Below are 14,976 nucleotides of genomic sequence, written 5' to 3'. Positions count from 1 at the left end.
TGAGGATGGCCCGACATCGTCGCGCTGTGCCCGAGTAAACGCACCGCATCCGTTGGTTGCAGGCCATCCTGGCTCGGCGTGGGTGCGTCAGATGCCGTTGCCTCAGGCGAAGATGATTCCGCAGGCGTGCTGGAGAGCGTGGCGGCCGTGGTCGCCGTCGGCGTAGGTCCAGGTGAGGGCTGCGGTGAAGACGAGCAGGAGCAGTCCGGCGACGACGCCTGGGGCGAGCAGGTTGCCGGACCGGGCGAGGATGGCCAGGGTGATGGCTGACCGTACAGCGGCTGTTCCGGCCATAGGTGGGGCGGCTGTAAGTCGTCTGGTACGGGGTGTGATCGGGTGATTACGCTTCGGCTCACCGTGGTCAGGATGGCTGCGGTGAGAGGGGGACGGACGTCATGCGAAAGGTCATCGTCACCGTGTTGGCCGCGGGTGCACTTGCCGCCGGGACGGCGCTGCCCTCCGTGGCGGAGGCCGCCGAGCCGGGGCACGTCGCGGCGGAAGCGGGGCGCTCAGCTATGGGTACTTCGTGAACGGCGACAGCGGGAAGTGCCTTGATGACGTGTGGAGTCACGAGAACGGGACCACGCTGGTGCAGTACGACTGCTACGCCGGTGCCACGCAGGTGTGGCACGGCTGAGCCGCCGGGTGGTTCCCGGCCGCTACTCGATGTACGTGATGAGTGGGTGACCGGGATCGGCTGTGCAGCCGAACAGCGCCTGGAAGCCGTCGCGGCCGAGCCGGAGCTGGGTCGGCTCGTGAAAGCTCCAGTCGTACGGCGCGCCCTTCCACGGGAAGTCCGGAGCCGCGCGCGGATGCCACCAACTGTCAAGCCCCTCGGCCGACATCAGGTCGGCCACCAGCCGGGTCTGCGCACCGCATGGACAGCGGGAATACCGGCCTGGGTAGCTCGCGTAATCCGCCGATCCGCGCATGGAGCCGCACCGCGGGCCGCGCGAAGGCCGCCACCGCGGGCACGGCCTCATGCAGCACGTCACGTTGTACCGGCACGGTGTTGACCACGGTCGACCGCCTTTCCACGCCTCGGGTGTGCGCAACTGTACGAATGATCGCCACGAGGATATTCCGCGGGCGGTAGGCTGCGGCGGCCCGTCACGTCGGCGGGGGGAAACGTCCTGGGGGGGGACATGGGTCATAGCGGTGCCGGGGTGTCGGCGGGAGCAACGGGCGGGCGGGGGCTGCGGGAGAGTACGTGTCCCGAGTGTGGGCGGGTGACGGTCGCTGATCCGCGGTTCGTGGTGTGGTGTGCGGGCTGCGGCTGGAACGCCGATCCGCTGCCACCCGACCCGCCGCGCGGCCGGCTCCAGGGGCATCGGCGCCGGATGGCCGCGCGCTACGGCGAGCAGTTGTACGGCGAACTGGCCCGCGACGGGGCGGGCGCACCGCGGTTGGACGCCTCGGGGGTCGCCGCGCATGTCCTGGCGTGGGCGGTGCACTTGAGCACCGTCGCCGTCGCTGTCACCGGGGTCCTGCTGATCGCGACGGGCAGCGTTCTCGCCCTCCAAGTGCTGCTGGGCGCCGTCCTGCTGCTCGTGGTCGTGACGCTGCGACCGCGGTTCGGGCGGCTGCCGAAGGACGCCGTGACCCTCGACCGCGCCGCGGCGCCCGCCCTGTACGCGCTGCTGGACCGGGTCGCCGCGGCGACCGGCACCCGGCCGGTGGACGTCGTGGCGCTGGACGCCGCCGTGAACGCGTCCGTGACCGAGTACGGCCTGCGGCGGCGCCGGCTGCTGGTGCTCGGCCTGCCGCTGTGGCACATGCTCAGCCCCCAGCAGCGCATCGCCGTTCTCGGGCACGAGTTCGGGCACTACGCCAACGGCGACCAGCGCCGCGGTCTGGTCGTCGGCACCGCCCTGCGCACCCTCGGCACCTGGCACCACGTACTGCGCCCGAGCGGACAGCGCCACCGCACCGTCGTCCAGGTCATCACCGACCTGATCATGATCCCGCCGTGGCTGTTCGTACTCGGACTGCTCTACCTGCTCGACCACTTCACCCTGCGGGCCTCCCAACGCGCCGAATACCAGGCCGACCTGAACGGCGCCCGGATCGGATCGGGCGCCGCCGCGGCGGAGTTCCTCGACGAGCTGCTGCTGGCCCAGACCGTGGCCCGGGAGGTGCACCGCCAGGCGGTACTGGCCCGCACCAGGAACCGCGGCACCGACCCGAAGGCCGTCGAGGCGGGTCTGTGGGCGCAACTCGCCGACCACGCACGGGACATCCCCGCACACGAGCGGGAACGACTGCGCCGGGTCGCGGAACTCCGCGGCCACAGCACCGACTCCACCCACCCGCCGACGCATCTGCGCCGCACGCTGCTGCTCGAAACCGCCGGCGCGCTCCCCGCCTCGGTCACGCTCGACCCGGCGGACACGGCGGCGATCGACGCCGAGATCGACGCCCCCGGCCGCCAGGTGGCGCACCGGACGCTGCGCGACATGCCGCTGTGATGCGGGTGCTGACCTGGAACGTGTGGTGGCGGTTCGGGCCGTGGGAGCAGCGGGAGAGGGCGATACTCGCCGTACTGAGGGACCTGCGGCCGGACGTGGTCGGGCTCCAGGAAGTGTGGGCGTGCGGCGGGGAGAACCTGGCAGAACGGCTCGCGTCGAGCCTCGGCATGCACTGGACGTGGGCGGCGTCGCGCGCGCCGGAGGGCTGGCAGCGACGGATCGGGGACCTGTCGGTGGACATCGGCAACGCCGTCCTGAGCCGGTGGCCCATCGTGGAGCACGAGCGGGCCGAACTGCCCTTCCGCGAGGGCGACGACGACGGCCGCCTGGCCCTCTACGCCCGCATCGACGCCCCTGCGCACCAGGTGCCGTTCTTCACCACCCACCTCACCTCGGCGGTCGACGCCTCCGCCCTACGCTGCCAACAGGTCACGGCCCTGGCCGAGTTCGTGGCCGCACGCGGCCGGGGGAGCGACTTCCCGCCCGTTGTCACGGGGGACTTCAACGCCTTCCCCGACTCCGACGAAGTACGGCTCTTCGGCGGCTACAAGACCGCACCCGCCGTCCCCGGCCAAGTCCTCCTCGACGCATGGGAGTACGCGGACCCCGCGCAGCCGTCGGTCACCTGGGACGCGGCCAACCCGTACGTCGCCGCCGGGTTCGAACCCAGCGTCCGCGTCGACTACATCCACACCGGCCTGCCAGGCCCGCGCGGCCTCGGCTCGGTCAGTGCGGTCCGCCGCGCGGGCGACGAACCCGTGGACGGCGTGTGGCCCTCCGACCACACCGCCGTCCTCGCCGACCTGCGGACGTCCTCAGACCTGTGACGCCGCCAGCGCCGCGTGGAAGGTCTCGAACAGCTCCACGAGTTCGGAGACGTCGACCGGGTTCATCTCCATCTGCATGTGGCAGACGTTGTCGTCACCGTTCGGGGTGAGCCACGCGAAGGAGGCGAACCCGTTCCCGACGGGCTCCATCGTCAGGCTCAGCGGATTGACGCGGCTGGAGGTCACCGCCTCGGAAAAGCCGCCGCCTGACGGCTCCCGCAGGTGGGCGAGCATCCGCGTGGCAAAGTCCACGACTTCGTCGTGGGTGAGGTACACGTCGAAGTCTGCCGTCAGGCACGTGCACCAGTCGGCGGTGACCCGCCAGTTGTTCTCTTCGGAGCGGGCCAGCTCCACCCATGCGTTGTCGCTGCCCAGGCGTATCCCCGGCTGTTCCATCGTCGCGCCTTTCCTGGCGGGTAGGGGCGGGGGCACGCCCCCCGCCCCTGCGGTGCTGTCAGAGCGCGCGTGCGTACGCGACGAAGGCCGACCACTCCGTGGGGGTGAAGGCGAGTTGGGGGCCTTCCTTGTCCTTGGAGTCCCGTACGTGGACGACCTCGGGGCAGGTCGCGACCTCGACGCAGTCGCCTGAACTGCCGCTGCTGTAACTGGACTTGTGCCAGGCGAGGGCGACCTCGATGCAGTCGTCACCGGAGCTGCCGCTGTAGCTGCTCTTGAACCAGTTCAGTTCGTTGGTGCTCATAGCTCTCCTCGCAGTCGCAACAGCAGGCTCCCGGACTCCTCTGGGGTGAGGGCCTGCGAGCGCAGTTTTGCATACCGCTGTTGGAGCACGCTGACGACCTTGGCCTCGGAGATGAGCTGGCCTGTCTCCTGGCCCTCGCTGTATCCGAACCAGTGGTTTTCGGCTGTCTCCAGGAGCCGGATCGGTCCGTCCAAGCCTGGGTGGACCCCGGTCGTTGTTGGCAGCACCTGGATCTCGATGTTCCTCCGCCTGCTGACCTCAAGGACGTGGTCGAGCAGATTTCGTGCGGCCTCTGATCCACCCGTCCGGCGCAGGAAGAGGTGCTCGTCCAGTACGAAGCTGAATGCCGTGTTCGGGCGACCCCGCAGTAGGCGTTGGCGCTCGGCCCTCGCCGTCCATTGGGCCTGGATCTCCTCGTCGCTCAGCGGCGGCAGGCGCTCTTCGAACAACGCTCGCGCGTATGCCTCCGTCTGGAGCAGGCCCGGGATTACGCGGCACTCGTACGTGCACAGGCTGATCGCCGTCTCCTCCTTGCGTGCCCACTGGCGGAACCAACTGGCCAGGCCCGGCCTGCGGCTGAGGTGCCGTACCGCATTGCGCAACGCACCCGTGTTGCCAAGCAACGGCTCGGCGCGCTCGACGAAGTCCGGGTCCGGCATGCGGCGCCCGACCTCGATCGAGGTCACCGTGTGTTTGGACAGGCCCATGAGCGTGCCGAACTCCTCCCGGCTCATGCCGGCGTGCTCGCGTAAGGCCTGGACGAACGCGCCGAACGTCCGCAAGCTGTCGGAGGGTTCGGGCTCGCCGCCCGAAACCGTGCCGCCGCCGCCCGTGCCGTTGGCCGTCATCGGCCACCTCCCGCGCACTCGCCCTGGTGTTACTACCGCCGTAGTACAGGGTCACCCTCGGTGACGTGTACTGTCCACCCTTGGTGCGTGTACGCTCGCGCAGCGTACAAGGCGCGGTGCTGGCACAGCGGTGTTCCCGCAGGTCACATTGGGCATCATGAGAACTCCCACCACCCGTCAACTCACCGTCTCCGAGGGTGAGTTCATCGAGCAGTTCAGTCAGCAGTTCAGCTCCACCCGCCGGGGTGCGCGGCTCGCGCGGCACCTGGCGCTGCACGAGCTGAACGTCTGGGGGATCCGGTGCGGTACCGCCGCGTTCGAGGCGGCCGAGACGATCGTCGCCGAGCTGGCGGCGAACGCCGTGACCCACGGCTGCGTCACCGGGCGGGACTTCGAGCTGCGCATCGTGCTCAGCCGGGCCACGCTCCGTATCGAGGTCTCCGACACCCGCACCGAACGCCGCCCACCCGGCCCCGGCGACCTCCTCCCCCCACGCCCCCTGGCCGAGTCCGGCCGCGGCCTCCTGATGGTCGAAGCGGTCGCCGACCGCTGGGCGGTGATCGACCGCCACCCGGTAGGCAAAACCGTCCGCGCCGAACTCGACCTTCCCGCGCGCGGTGCGTGACTTCGGGGCGGGAAGGGGGCGTTGGCTCGCCCCGAACGCCTACCGGCGGGACTTCCGCGAACGCCGTGGCGCGATCCGTAACGGGAACTCCTGGAAGCTGGAACGCCGCCAGCATTTCGAGGAGGCGGGCAGCCCGAGCCGGGACGCGTTACGCCGAGGGAACTGGGCCGAGGCGCTGCGGCTGTTCGAGGCCGAGCGGCCGGCGGTCCGGGCGGCTGCCGTCGAGGAGGACCGGCGCGGCTCGGCGTTCCACCGGCTGCGGGTGGTGGAGGAGCCGCTGACGCCGTACATGCAGTGGGAGCTGCACTGGCTCGCGCTCCGGGCCGAATGCGGCCACCGCGTACGGGTCCTGTCGGCCACCTCGGTCGAGCAGTCAGAAGCGGGCGGCCTCCTCCCGGAGTTGACGCTGCTGGACGACCGCACCCTCTATCGCGTGCTCTACGACACCCCCGGCGCGACCCTGGGCGCGATCCGCTACACCGACCCCGCCACCGTCGCCCCCTGGACGGCGTACCTCCGCCAGGCGTACGCGTCCGCGGAGGACGTCCAGACCTACTTCGCCCGCGCCGTGAAACCCCTCCCGCCCCCACCGCCGGCGTGAGCCGGAGACTCCGCGTCGGCCTCGGGCTCCTCCGGCGGAGCACTCGGGGCGCGGAGCCGGAGGAGGTGGGTGGCGGTGCCCCACAGGCCCTGGCGGAAGAGGAGGACGACGACGATGAAGACGCCGCCTGTCACCAGGTCGGTCTGTTCGAAGCCCGCCGTCGACAGCCAGTCCTCCAGGCGGACGATCGCCGCGGCCCCCACCAGGGAGCCCCACAGGGTGCCGATGCCGCCGAGGACGGTCATCACGACGACCTTGCCGGAGGTCGTCCAGTCGACCTCCTGGAGGGAGGCGAAGCCGTGGTTGACGGCGAAGAGGCCGCCGGCGAGGCCGGAGAGGAAGGCGGAGGCGGTGAAGACGGTGAGTTTGTAGCGGTCGGCCGAGTAGCCGAGGGCGCGGACACGGTCGGGGTTGTCGCGGATCGCGGCGGTGACGCGGCCGAAGGGGGAGCGGACGATGCGGTGGGCGGCCGCCAGGCCGAGGAGGACGACGGGCAGGGCGGCGTAGTAGAAGGTGAAGGCGTCGGAGAGGTCGGCGCCGGGGAGGGTGCGCGGGATGCCCTGGAGGCCGTTCTCGCCGCCGGTGACCGCGCTCCACTGGTTGGCGACGAAGTAGACCATCTGCGCGAACGCCAGGGTGATCATGGCGAAGTAGATGCCGCTGCGGCGTACTGCGAGGTAGCCGATGGGGAGCGCGAGCAGGGCCGCGGCGACCGCGCCGCCCAACACGGCCGCGTAGAAGGGCAGTCCGCTGTGCAGCGCGATGAGTCCGGTGACGTACGCGGAGCCGCCCCAGAAAGCGGCGTGGCCGAAGGACAGCAGGCCCGCGTGGCCGAGCAGCAGGTCGAAGGCCACCGCGAACAGGCCCCAGCACAGGATGTCGGTGGCCACCGGCGGATACAGCACCCAGGGCAGGACGGCGGCCAGGAAGAGGCCGGCGGCGAGCAGGCCCCACCGTATCCAGGCCGGGCGGCCGGCGAGGCGGTGCACCAGGGCGAGGATCATGCGTGTTCCTCCTTGCCGAACAGGCCCGCGGGCCGCACCAGCAGGACGACGGCCATCAGCAGGTAGACCGAGGTCTGGGACAGGACGGGGACGTAGAGGTTGCCCAGCGCCTGGATCATGCCGATCGCGAACCCGGCGACGACGGAGCCGAAGACCGAGCCGAGGCCGCCGATGACGACGACCGCGAAGACGGTGATGATCAGGTCGGCTCCCATGTCTGAGTTGACCGCCCGCATGGGCGCGGCCAGCACCCCGGCAAGTCCCGCCAGGGCCACGCCGAATCCGAAGACGGGCGTCACCCAGCGCCGGGTGTCGATGCCGAACGCCCTTGTCAGCTCGGGCCGTTCGGTGGACGCGCGCACCACCGTGCCGATCCGGGTACGGGTCAGCAGCAGCCACACCGCCACGCACACCACGACCGACACGGCCAGCACGAACACCTGGTAGCGCGGGTAGTCGAACAGCCCGAGGTCGACGGTGCCGCCGAAGGGCGCCCGGTCGTACGGCCGGGAGTGCGAGCCGTACTTCATCCGCAGCAGGTCCTGGCAGACCAGGGCGATGCCGAAGGTCAGCAGGAAGTTGTAGAGCGGGTCGAGGGCGGTGAGCCGCTGCACGAGCAGGCGTTCCATCGCCATCCCGGCGACGGCGAGCGCTGCCGGGACCAGCAGCAGCGCCCACCAGAAGCCGAGGCCCGCGTCGTCGCCGAGCACGACCGCCCCGAAGGCGCCGAGCATGTACAGGGCGCCGTGCGCGAAGTTGACCACACGCAGCATGCCGAAGATGACGGCCAGGCCGAGCGCCAGCAGTGCGTAGAAACTGCCGCTGACCAGGCCGTTGAAGAGCTGTTGCAGGAACGAGGTCATGTCGGTCAGCCCAGGTGGCAGTCGGGGGACGGCTTGTCGAAGGCCTGCGCCGCCGGGATGGTGCGCACCAGCTCGGTGTAGTCGCCGTCCTGCGTGGCCTCCGAGGGCGCCTTGACCTTCGCCAGGTAGGCGTCGTGGACGACGCGGTGGTCGGCGGCCCGTACGGTCGCGTTGCGCGCGAAGAAGTCGTCCAGCGGCATGCCGTCCAGGACCTTCGAGACCGACGCGGCCTTGTCCGTACCCGCCTTCTGCACCGCCTCCAGGTACGCCGTCGCCGCCGAGTAGTCGGCCGCCTGGTCGAAGGTCGGCAGCTTGCCTGTGATCTTCTGGAAGCGCTGGGCCCACGCACGGGAGCGGTCGTCCAGGTTCCAGAACCAGGCCGTGGTGAACATCGTCCCGGCCAGCTTGTCCGCGCCGATCGCCTTGATGTCGCTGTCGAAGAGCAGCCCGATCGCGAGCTTGACGCCCTTGTCCTTCACCTTGAACTGGTCGTACTGCTTCACGACGTTGGCGAGGTCGCCCCCCGCCTGGAGCGCGCCGAGGACGTCCGGCTTGGGATTGAGGGTGGGCGCCTTGAGCAGGAAGGTCGAGTAGTTGTCGCTCGGGAAGGGCGTCGGGTCCTTCGCGACGACGCGCCCTCCCGCGCCCTCGATCGCGGGCGTGAACTTCGCCTGCATGTCCTGGCCGAAGGCGTAGTCCGGGTAGATCAGATACCAGTTCTTCCCGCCCTGCTGCGTCACCTGCGTGCCCGTGCCGTGCGCGAGCATGTAGCTGTCGTACGCCCACTCGTACGTGTACGCGTTGCAGGACTTGCCCGCCAACTCCGTCGTCGCGGCACCGGTGTTGAAGTACAGCTTCTTCTGCTGGGCGGCGACCGTCTCGACGGCGAGCGCCGCGGACGACGTCGGCACGTCGAAGATCGCGTCGGCGCCCTTGCGCTCGTACATCTCCCTGGCCTGCGTGTTGGCGACCTCCGGCTTGTTCTGGTGGTCCGCCTTGATCACGTCGATCTTCTGCGTGACGGCCTTGTCGCCGTACTTCTTGCGGTAGTCGTCGGCGGCCATCTGCACCGCCGCGACGGCGCCGTTGCCCGCGAGGTCGGCGTAGACCCCCGACAGGTCGGTGAGCACACCGAGGGTGAGCTTGCCGCCGCTGATCTTCCCGCCGCCCGAACCGGGTCCGCCCGCGCCGCACGCGGCAAGCAGCGTCCCCACCGCGGCCGCTGCCACGCCCATCGTCAGCCTGCGCTTCATTGCACTGCCTCCTGATCGTTTCGGGCCGCGGCCCGAGGTTGCGAAGTTGCGGGCTACAGCCCGAGGTGGGCGAGGAGTTCGTCCTCGCGCTGTTTGACGTCCCGGTTGTCCAGCGCCTCCACGACACGGCCCTGCGCCAGCAGGTAGTGCCGGTCGGCGACGGTCGTGGCGAACCGCAGGTTCTGCTCCACCAGCAGCACCGCGACCCCGTGCTCCTTCGCGCCCCGCAGGATGTCGCCGATCTGCCGCACGGTGACCGGGGCCAGGCCCTCGGTCGGCTCGTCGCACAGCAACACCCGCGCCCCCGCCCGCAGTACGCGCGCCAGCGCCAGCATCTGCTGCTCCCCGCCCGACAACCGCCCACCGGGGAACCGCCGTCGCGCCGCCAGGACGGGGAAGGTCTCGTACACCCTGGCCAGCGGCCACGCGGAACCCGCCGCCACCGGGGGCAGCGTCAGGTTCTCCTCGACCGACAGACCGGCGTAGATGCCGCGGTCGTCCGGTACGTAGCCGAGGCCCAGCCGCGCCCGGCGGTGGGCGGGCGCCGCGGTGATGTCCCGCCCCTCCAGGGCGACTCGGCCCGCGGCCGGCCGGTGCAGGCCCATCACGCAGCGCAGCAGCGTCGTCTTGCCCGCGCCGTTCCTGCCGACCAGCGTCACCACCTCGCCCGCGCCGACCGTGAGCGACGCCCCGTCCAGGGCGGTGGCCTCGCCGTACCGCGCGCTCATGCCCTCGATATCAAGCAACGTCGGCTCCCAAGTACGCCTCCACGACCCGCGGGTCCTGTCTGACCTGCCGGTACGGGCCGGTCACCAGCACCTCGCCGCGCTGCAGCACGGTCACCGTGTCGGCGAGGGTGCCCACGACCGTCATGTTGTGCTCGACCATGACGACCGTCCGGCCGCTGCGGATGCGCGCGATCAGGGCGACCGTCCGGTCGACGTCCTCCAGGCCCATGCCGGCCGTCGGCTCGTCCAGCAGCAGCAACCGGGGCTCCAAGGCCAGCGCGAGGGCCAGTTCCAGCGCGCGCTTCTGCCCGTACGGCAGGCTGCCCGCAGGCCGCGTCGCGAGGCCGGCCAGGCCCACCTCGGCCAGGACGTCCATCGCCGGGGCCTCGAACCTGCGCATCAGGCGCTCACTGCGCCAGAAGCGGCGGCCCTCCTTCTCCCGCGAACGCGCCTGCAACGCCAGCTCCACGTGCTCGCGCACCGCCATCTGCGCGAAGAGGCTGGTCACTTGGAAGGACCTCGCGACGCCCAGGCGCGCGATGCGCTCGGGGGGCAGGCGGGTGATGTCGGTCCCGGCGAAGCGGATGCCGCCGGCGGTGGGCGGGAGGAAACCGGTGAGCAGGTTGAACAGGGTCGTCTTCCCTGCCCCGTTGGGGCCGACGAGGGCGTGCACGGTGCCCTCCTCGACCGCCAGGTCCACCGCGTTCACGGCGCGGAAGCCGTGGAAATCTCTGCACAGGTTGTGCGTCGCGAGGATGGTGCGGGCGTCTTCCATGCCGCGTGACGGTATTTACGCCGGCCGGCCCCGGCGATGGTGGCCGGGCACACAACCCGGACCCCGCTATGTGCGCCAACTCCCTATCCAGGGGGGTGCTTGCGACGTGGCGCCGCGCGCCCACCGGCGGGTGGTCCGGCTCCGGACCGAAGAGCCGCTTGGGGGCGGTGACGACCCGCGCGTCCGGTGGGGGCCGGTCGCGCCGTTCCCCGCGCCCCTGCGGGGCGCCGGCCTCCGGTGGGGCGGGGTTTGTTACATCGTGACGTTACATCCGTGGGTGGAGCCGACGGCTGCGGAAGTGTGGTCGGAGCCTTGACAGGGCCGGACATGGGCGGTTTTCTGTGGGCGCGGCCCGCAAGTGTCGAACCTGTTACATGCGTTACACCGCACCGCATCGCACCCCCGCCGAGGAGAACCCCGATGAGACGCACCCTGGGCGCCGCGGCCTTCACCGCCGCCGCGCTGTGTCTGACAAGCCTGCCCGCCGCGGCCACAGCGGCCCCCGCGCACCGCCCGGCGCAGCCGCAGGCGCAGGTCTGGCTGACCACGGCCGACGACTCCGCCCAACTGCAACCGCAGGCACCCGTCGACTTCCACCCCGGCGGCTCCGACCTCACCACCATCACCGTCGACCCGAACCGGACCTTCCAGACGATGGACGGCTTCGGCGGCGCGATGACCGACTCCTCCGCGGCCGTGCTCAGCACCCTGCCGCCCGCCGCCCGCGACGCCGCCATGCGCAAGCTCTTCGACCCCCGGCAGGGCATCGGCGTCAGCTTCCTGCGCCAGCCCGTCGGCTCCTCCGACTTCACCGCCGCCGCCGCGCACTACACCTACGACGACATGCCCGCGGGTCGGACCGACTTCGGCCTCACGCACTTCAGCATCGCCCACGACCAGGCGCAGATCCTGCCGCTGCTGCGGCAGGCCAGGAAGCTCAACCCGCAACTCACCGTCATGGCAACGCCGTGGAGCCCGCCCGCCTGGATGAAGGACTCCGACTCGCTCGTCGGCGGCCACCTCAAGGACGACCCGGCCGTCTACCAGGCCTACGCCCGCTACCTGGTGAAGTTCGTACAGGCCTACGCGGCCGCCGGCGTCCCCGTGGACTACCTCACCGTCCAGAACGAGCCGCAGAACCGCGCACCGAACGCGTACCCCGGCACCGACCTGCCCGTACAGCAGGAGACCGCGGTCATCGAGGCGCTCGGGCCGCTGCTGCACAAGGCCAGCCCGCGGACGAAGATCCTGGCGTACGACCACAACTGGACCACCCACCCCGGCGACATCGCCACCGCCGAGAAGATGGGCGAGGACCCGCAGACCGACTACCCGTACGAGGTACTCGACAGCTCCGCCGCCCGCTGGATCGCCGGCACCGCCTACCACTGCTACTCAGGCGACCCCAGCGCACAGAGCGCGCTGCACGACGCGCACCCCGACAAGGGAATCTGGTTCACCGAGTGCTCCGGCTCGCACGGCGCCACCGACACGCCCGCGCAGATCTTCCGCGGGACGCTCACCTGGCACGCCCGCACCATCACCGTGGGGACAACGCGCAACTGGGCCAAGTCCGTCGCCGACTGGAACCTCGCCCTCGACCCGAACGGCGGGCCGCACAACGGCGGTTGCGACACCTGCACGGCGCTGCTCACCGTCGCGGCCGACGGGACCGTCACCACCAACGCCGAATACTCGACGATCGGGCACCTGTCGAAGTTCGTGAAGCCCGGCGCGGTGCGCATCGGCTCCACCAACTACGGCACCACCGGGTGGAACGGGCAGCTCACCGACGTCGCCTTCCGCAATCCCGACGGGTCCACCGCCCTGGTCGTGCACAACGAGAACGACGACCCGCGGTCCTTCACGGTCGCCGTCGGCGGCGAGAGCTTCGACTACACGCTGCCCGGGGGCGCGCTCGCCACCTTCACATGGGCGCGCGACGCCCGGCTCTCCAGCGCCCTGCGCGAACTCCCCCTCGACGGTGCCGTCGTGACCGCCTCGCCTTCCGCCTCGGCGGAACTCGCCGCCGACGGCGACGGGTCCACCCGGTGGACGTCGGGCGCCGCCCAGACCCCCGGCCAGTACGTCCAACTCGACCTCGGCCGCCGCACGCACTTCCGGCGGATCGCCGTGGACAGCGGTGACAACCTGGGCGACTACGCGCGCGGCTGGGCTGTGACGCTCAGCGACGACGGTACGCACTGGCGTGCCGCCGCCTCGGGCACCGGTACGGGCCAGCTCACGACGGTCGACCTGCGGTCCGCTTCGGCACGGTACATCCGGGTGACCCAGACGGGTGCCTCCGGCAGTTGGTGGAGTGTGGCGGACCTCCACGTCTACCGCTGACGCGGAGTAGGGGGTGTGACCGCCACCCCCCACCGTTCGGGTGGTCCCTCTCCGGCCCGAGCAGCCCCTCCGGGCCGGTGTCGACCCGCGCCCCGGTGGTGGGCTGGTCGCGCCGTTCCCCGCGCCCCTGTGGGGTGCCCGCCTTCCGCGAGGGTCCCCTGCCCCGGGGGCTGACGTAGAGGGCAAGCCATAAGGGGCGCGGGGAACTGCGCGCTCAGCCCACCACCGGCCGGTGGTCCGTCTTCGACAGGAACAGCCCCTCCGGGCCGGTGACGACCCGCGCCCCGGTGGGGGCTGGTCGCGCAGTTCCCCGCGCCCCTGGGGTGGTGGCGGTGCGTTGGCATACGACGGCCGGTGGAAGCTGGTCGCGCAGTTCCTCGCGCCCCTGGGGTGGTGGCGGTGCGTTGCCACGTGACGGTGGGTGGTGGGCTGGTCGCGCCGTTCCCCGCGCCCCTGGAAAACGCTCGCCGCCCGGCGTAAGGGTGCCCCCCTGGGCGGGGGCGCGGGGGGCGCGGCTCGTGGGGGATATCGTGGGGGTGCGGTGGCCTTGACGGTGGGGGCTGTGAGCGCTAACAATGGGCGGCATCACGGATCGGAGAACCATGTCGCATACCGCGCAGAGCGACGGGCACCCCCGCCGGGGCCGGGCACCGACGATGGCGGACGTCGCCCAGCTGGCAGGCGTCTCGCACCAGACCGTCTCGCGCGTCCTCAGCCACCACCCCAATGTGCGGGACACGACCCGCGCCGAGGTGCAGCGGGCCATCGAGCAGCTCGGCTACCGGCGCAACTCCTCGGCGAGAGCCCTGGTCACCCGGCGGACCCTCACCCTCGGGGTGGTGGCGTGCAACCCGACGCTGTTCGGCCCCGCCAGCACGCTGTTCGGGCTGGAGGAGGCGGCGCGCGACGAGGGCTACATGGTCTCGGCGGTGACGTTGCGCCGGTATACGGCGAAGGCGCTGGAGGAGGCCATCGACCACCTCAGCGACTGGGGTGTCGAGGGCATCGTGGTGATCGTGCCGCACCGCGAGGCGGTCGCCGCGCTAGCCGAGCTGCGGCTGCCCTTCCCGGTGGTGACCGTGGAGGGCGGGCACTCGCTGCCGATAGCGGGTGTGTCGGTGGACCAGGAGCTGGGCGCCCGCCTGGCGACAGGGCATCTGCTGGGGGCCGGGCACCGCACGGTGTGGCATGTGGCGGGGCCGCCGGACTGGCTGGAGGCCGAGGCGCGGGTGAACGGCTGGCGCAGCACCCTGGAGGAGGCCGGCGTCGAGGTGCCGCCGCCGCTGGTGGGTGACTGGACGCCGCTCTCGGGGTACCGGGCGGGGCAGGAGCTGGCGGGCCGGGTGGCGGCGGGCGCGGCCCGCAGGTCGTCGGAGCAGGTCACCGCGGTCTTCGTGGCGAACGACCAGATGGCGCTGGGTCTGATGCGGGCCTTCCGTGAGGCGGGCTTGTCGGTGCCGGGGCAGGTCGCGATCGCCGGGTTCGACGACATCCCCGAGGCCGAGTTCTTCGCGCCGCCGCTGACGACCGTCCGGCAGGACTTCGCCGCGGTCGGGCAGGCCAGCATCCGCCTGCTGGTGTCCCGGCTGGAGTCCGGCCAGACCGGCAGCGACGGTGAGCGCGTGGTGATCGAACCCCGGTTGATCGTCCGGCGCAGCAGCACGTCGTCCTGAGGCCGCAGGGCCGTCCGCGCGGCGGCCCGCAGGGAGGGTTCCGGTTGCGCCGCGGGCGCCGCCGGGACCTCCCGCATATCTGGAGACCATCATGACAACCGATCCACCCGCCGTCACCGTCGGCGTCGACTTCGGGACCCTGTCGGGGCGTGCGTTGGTCGTCGCCGTCGAGGACGGACGGGAACTGGGCACGGCCGTGCACGAGTACACGCACGGCGTCGTCGAGTCCGCACTGCCCGGGAGCGGGTCGCGCCTGCCCCCC

At 71.4% G+C, this 14,976-nt stretch carries 18 protein-coding genes and 1 pseudogene; 9 read left to right on the top strand and 10 right to left on the bottom strand.

Annotation, left to right across the window (positions count from 1 at the left end; translation table 11 throughout):
• Positions 1-102 precede the first annotated feature (102 nt).
• A complete protein-coding gene (locus JT723_RS28220) occupies positions 103-294 on the bottom strand; it encodes a hypothetical protein (RefSeq protein WP_205047650.1) in 192 nt (63 codons plus the stop codon).
• Between the two features lie 101 nt (positions 295-395).
• On the opposite strand from JT723_RS28220, the gene JT723_RS35950 reads away from it, so the two are divergent.
• Both JT723_RS35950 and JT723_RS36520 read left to right on the top strand, forming a co-directional pair.
• The gene (locus tag JT723_RS35950; RefSeq protein ID WP_265749824.1) at positions 396-530 is read left to right on the top strand and encodes a hypothetical protein; all 135 of its coding nucleotides are present in this window, start codon (positions 396-398) and stop codon (positions 528-530) included.
• Positions 527-637: an RICIN domain-containing protein gene (locus JT723_RS36520; RefSeq protein ID WP_372441392.1), complete on the top strand. Its 111-nt coding sequence runs from the start codon at positions 527-529 to the stop codon at positions 635-637. Before JT723_RS35950 ends, JT723_RS36520 begins: the two co-directional genes overlap by 4 nt.
• Before the next feature lie 22 nt (positions 638-659).
• Here JT723_RS36520 and JT723_RS28215 read toward each other — a convergent pair whose 3' ends face one another.
• A complete protein-coding gene (locus JT723_RS28215; protein WP_205047649.1) occupies positions 660-857 on the bottom strand; it encodes a hypothetical protein in 198 nt (65 codons plus the stop codon).
• Positions 858-1,229: 372 nt separating this feature from the next.
• On the opposite strand from JT723_RS28215, the gene JT723_RS28210 reads away from it, so the two are divergent.
• Positions 1,230-2,468, top strand: a complete 1,239-nt coding sequence (locus JT723_RS28210) for a M48 family metallopeptidase (protein WP_251512429.1) — start codon at positions 1,230-1,232, stop codon at positions 2,466-2,468.
• Positions 2,468-3,295, top strand: a complete 828-nt coding sequence (locus JT723_RS28205; protein WP_205047647.1) for an endonuclease/exonuclease/phosphatase family protein — start codon at positions 2,468-2,470, stop codon at positions 3,293-3,295. Before JT723_RS28210 ends, JT723_RS28205 begins: the two co-directional genes overlap by 1 nt.
• Here the strand turns inward: JT723_RS28205 and JT723_RS28200 are convergent.
• The 3 genes from JT723_RS28200 to JT723_RS28190 are packed head-to-tail and all read right to left on the bottom strand — an operon-like array spanning position 3,284 to position 4,843.
• The gene (locus JT723_RS28200) at positions 3,284-3,691 is read right to left on the bottom strand and encodes a hypothetical protein (RefSeq protein ID WP_205047646.1); all 408 of its coding nucleotides are present in this window, start codon (positions 3,689-3,691) and stop codon (positions 3,284-3,286) included. The two genes, JT723_RS28205 and JT723_RS28200, sit on opposite strands and share 12 nt — an antisense overlap.
• Before the next feature lie 58 nt (positions 3,692-3,749).
• Complete coding sequence (locus tag JT723_RS28195; protein ID WP_205047645.1) at positions 3,750-3,995, bottom strand: DUF397 domain-containing protein; 246 nt, start codon at positions 3,993-3,995, stop codon at positions 3,750-3,752.
• The gene (locus JT723_RS28190) at positions 3,992-4,843 is read right to left on the bottom strand and encodes a helix-turn-helix domain-containing protein (protein ID WP_205047644.1); all 852 of its coding nucleotides are present in this window, start codon (positions 4,841-4,843) and stop codon (positions 3,992-3,994) included. The genes JT723_RS28195 and JT723_RS28190 overlap by 4 nt, the downstream gene beginning before the upstream one ends.
• A 157-nt stretch (positions 4,844-5,000) precedes the next feature.
• On the opposite strand from JT723_RS28190, the gene JT723_RS28185 reads away from it, so the two are divergent.
• Together JT723_RS28185 and JT723_RS28180 are read left to right on the top strand one after the other, a co-directional pair.
• A complete protein-coding gene (locus JT723_RS28185) occupies positions 5,001-5,468 on the top strand; it encodes an ATP-binding protein (RefSeq protein WP_205047643.1) in 468 nt (155 codons plus the stop codon).
• Positions 5,461-6,069: a DUF6879 family protein gene (locus tag JT723_RS28180; protein WP_205047642.1), complete on the top strand. Its 609-nt coding sequence runs from the start codon at positions 5,461-5,463 to the stop codon at positions 6,067-6,069. The genes JT723_RS28185 and JT723_RS28180 overlap by 8 nt, the downstream gene beginning before the upstream one ends.
• Here the strand turns inward: JT723_RS28180 and JT723_RS28175 are convergent.
• From JT723_RS28175 to JT723_RS28155, 5 genes are read right to left on the bottom strand one after another with little or no spacing between them, the layout of a single operon-like run.
• On the bottom strand, positions 6,021-7,073 hold the full coding sequence (locus JT723_RS28175) for a branched-chain amino acid ABC transporter permease (protein WP_205047641.1): 1,053 nt from the start codon (positions 7,071-7,073) through the stop codon (positions 6,021-6,023). The two genes, JT723_RS28180 and JT723_RS28175, sit on opposite strands and share 49 nt — an antisense overlap.
• Complete coding sequence (locus tag JT723_RS28170; protein ID WP_205047640.1) at positions 7,070-7,936, bottom strand: branched-chain amino acid ABC transporter permease; 867 nt, start codon at positions 7,934-7,936, stop codon at positions 7,070-7,072. Before JT723_RS28170 ends, JT723_RS28175 begins: the two co-directional genes overlap by 4 nt.
• A gap of 5 nt (positions 7,937-7,941) precedes the next feature.
• Positions 7,942-9,189 carry an ABC transporter substrate-binding protein gene (locus JT723_RS28165; protein WP_205047639.1) on the bottom strand — a complete coding sequence of 416 codons (1,248 nt, stop codon included), beginning with the start codon at positions 9,187-9,189 and terminating at the stop codon, positions 7,942-7,944.
• 53 nt (positions 9,190-9,242) lie between these two features.
• Positions 9,243-9,917, bottom strand: a complete 675-nt coding sequence (locus JT723_RS28160; protein ID WP_205047638.1) for an ABC transporter ATP-binding protein — start codon at positions 9,915-9,917, stop codon at positions 9,243-9,245.
• 10 nt (positions 9,918-9,927) lie between these two features.
• Entirely contained in the window at positions 9,928-10,692 is a 765-nt protein-coding gene (locus JT723_RS28155) for an ABC transporter ATP-binding protein (protein WP_205047637.1), read from the bottom strand.
• A gap of 420 nt (positions 10,693-11,112) precedes the next feature.
• Here JT723_RS28155 and JT723_RS28150 point away from each other — a divergent pair, with 420 nt between their 5' ends.
• The 3 genes and pseudogenes from JT723_RS28150 to JT723_RS35495 form a co-directional block, all read left to right on the top strand.
• Positions 11,113-13,041 carry a glycoside hydrolase family 30 beta sandwich domain-containing protein gene (locus tag JT723_RS28150; RefSeq protein WP_205047636.1) on the top strand — a complete coding sequence of 643 codons (1,929 nt, stop codon included), beginning with the start codon at positions 11,113-11,115 and terminating at the stop codon, positions 13,039-13,041.
• A gap of 602 nt (positions 13,042-13,643) precedes the next feature.
• On the top strand, positions 13,644-14,714 hold the full coding sequence (locus JT723_RS28145; RefSeq protein ID WP_205047635.1) for a LacI family DNA-binding transcriptional regulator: 1,071 nt from the start codon (positions 13,644-13,646) through the stop codon (positions 14,712-14,714).
• A 91-nt stretch (positions 14,715-14,805) separates the two neighbouring features.
• Positions 14,806-14,976 (top strand): annotated as a pseudogene (locus JT723_RS35495) (ribulokinase); the annotation flags it as partial.

The sequence above is a fragment of the Actinacidiphila bryophytorum genome, assembly GCF_016916835.1.
Lineage (GTDB): Bacteria > Actinomycetota > Actinomycetes > Streptomycetales > Streptomycetaceae > Actinacidiphila > Actinacidiphila bryophytorum.
The sequence above is the reverse complement of the archived record's forward strand: the minus strand, read 5'-3'. Positions and strand labels throughout refer to the sequence as shown.

What these genes read in the sequence shown, in the direction of transcription:
- JT723_RS28195 (WP_205047645.1), bottom strand. Translation starts at nt 3,995, where the DNA reads ATGAGCACCAACGAACTGAACTGGTTCAAGAGCAGCTACAGCGGCAGC.
- JT723_RS28170 (WP_205047640.1), bottom strand. Translation starts at nt 7,936, where the DNA reads ATGACCTCGTTCCTGCAACAGCTCTTCAACGGCCTGGTCAGCGGCAGT.
- JT723_RS28190 (WP_205047644.1), bottom strand. Translation starts at nt 4,843, where the DNA reads ATGACGGCCAACGGCACGGGCGGCGGCGGCACGGTTTCGGGCGGCGAG.
- JT723_RS28145 (WP_205047635.1), top strand. Translation starts at nt 13,644, where the DNA reads ATGTCGCATACCGCGCAGAGCGACGGGCACCCCCGCCGGGGCCGGGCA.
- JT723_RS28200 (WP_205047646.1), bottom strand. Translation starts at nt 3,691, where the DNA reads ATGGAACAGCCGGGGATACGCCTGGGCAGCGACAACGCATGGGTGGAG.
- JT723_RS28150 (WP_205047636.1), top strand. Translation starts at nt 11,113, where the DNA reads ATGAGACGCACCCTGGGCGCCGCGGCCTTCACCGCCGCCGCGCTGTGT.
- JT723_RS28205 (WP_205047647.1), top strand. Translation starts at nt 2,468, where the DNA reads ATGCGGGTGCTGACCTGGAACGTGTGGTGGCGGTTCGGGCCGTGGGAG.
- JT723_RS28155 (WP_205047637.1), bottom strand. Translation starts at nt 10,692, where the DNA reads ATGGAAGACGCCCGCACCATCCTCGCGACGCACAACCTGTGCAGAGAT.
- JT723_RS28185 (WP_205047643.1), top strand. Translation starts at nt 5,001, where the DNA reads ATGAGAACTCCCACCACCCGTCAACTCACCGTCTCCGAGGGTGAGTTC.
- JT723_RS28175 (WP_205047641.1), bottom strand. Translation starts at nt 7,073, where the DNA reads ATGATCCTCGCCCTGGTGCACCGCCTCGCCGGCCGCCCGGCCTGGATA.
- JT723_RS28220 (WP_205047650.1), bottom strand. Translation starts at nt 294, where the DNA reads ATGGCCGGAACAGCCGCTGTACGGTCAGCCATCACCCTGGCCATCCTC.
- JT723_RS28165 (WP_205047639.1), bottom strand. Translation starts at nt 9,189, where the DNA reads ATGAAGCGCAGGCTGACGATGGGCGTGGCAGCGGCCGCGGTGGGGACG.
- JT723_RS28160 (WP_205047638.1), bottom strand. Translation starts at nt 9,917, where the DNA reads ATGAGCGCGCGGTACGGCGAGGCCACCGCCCTGGACGGGGCGTCGCTC.
- JT723_RS35950 (WP_265749824.1), top strand. Translation starts at nt 396, where the DNA reads ATGCGAAAGGTCATCGTCACCGTGTTGGCCGCGGGTGCACTTGCCGCC.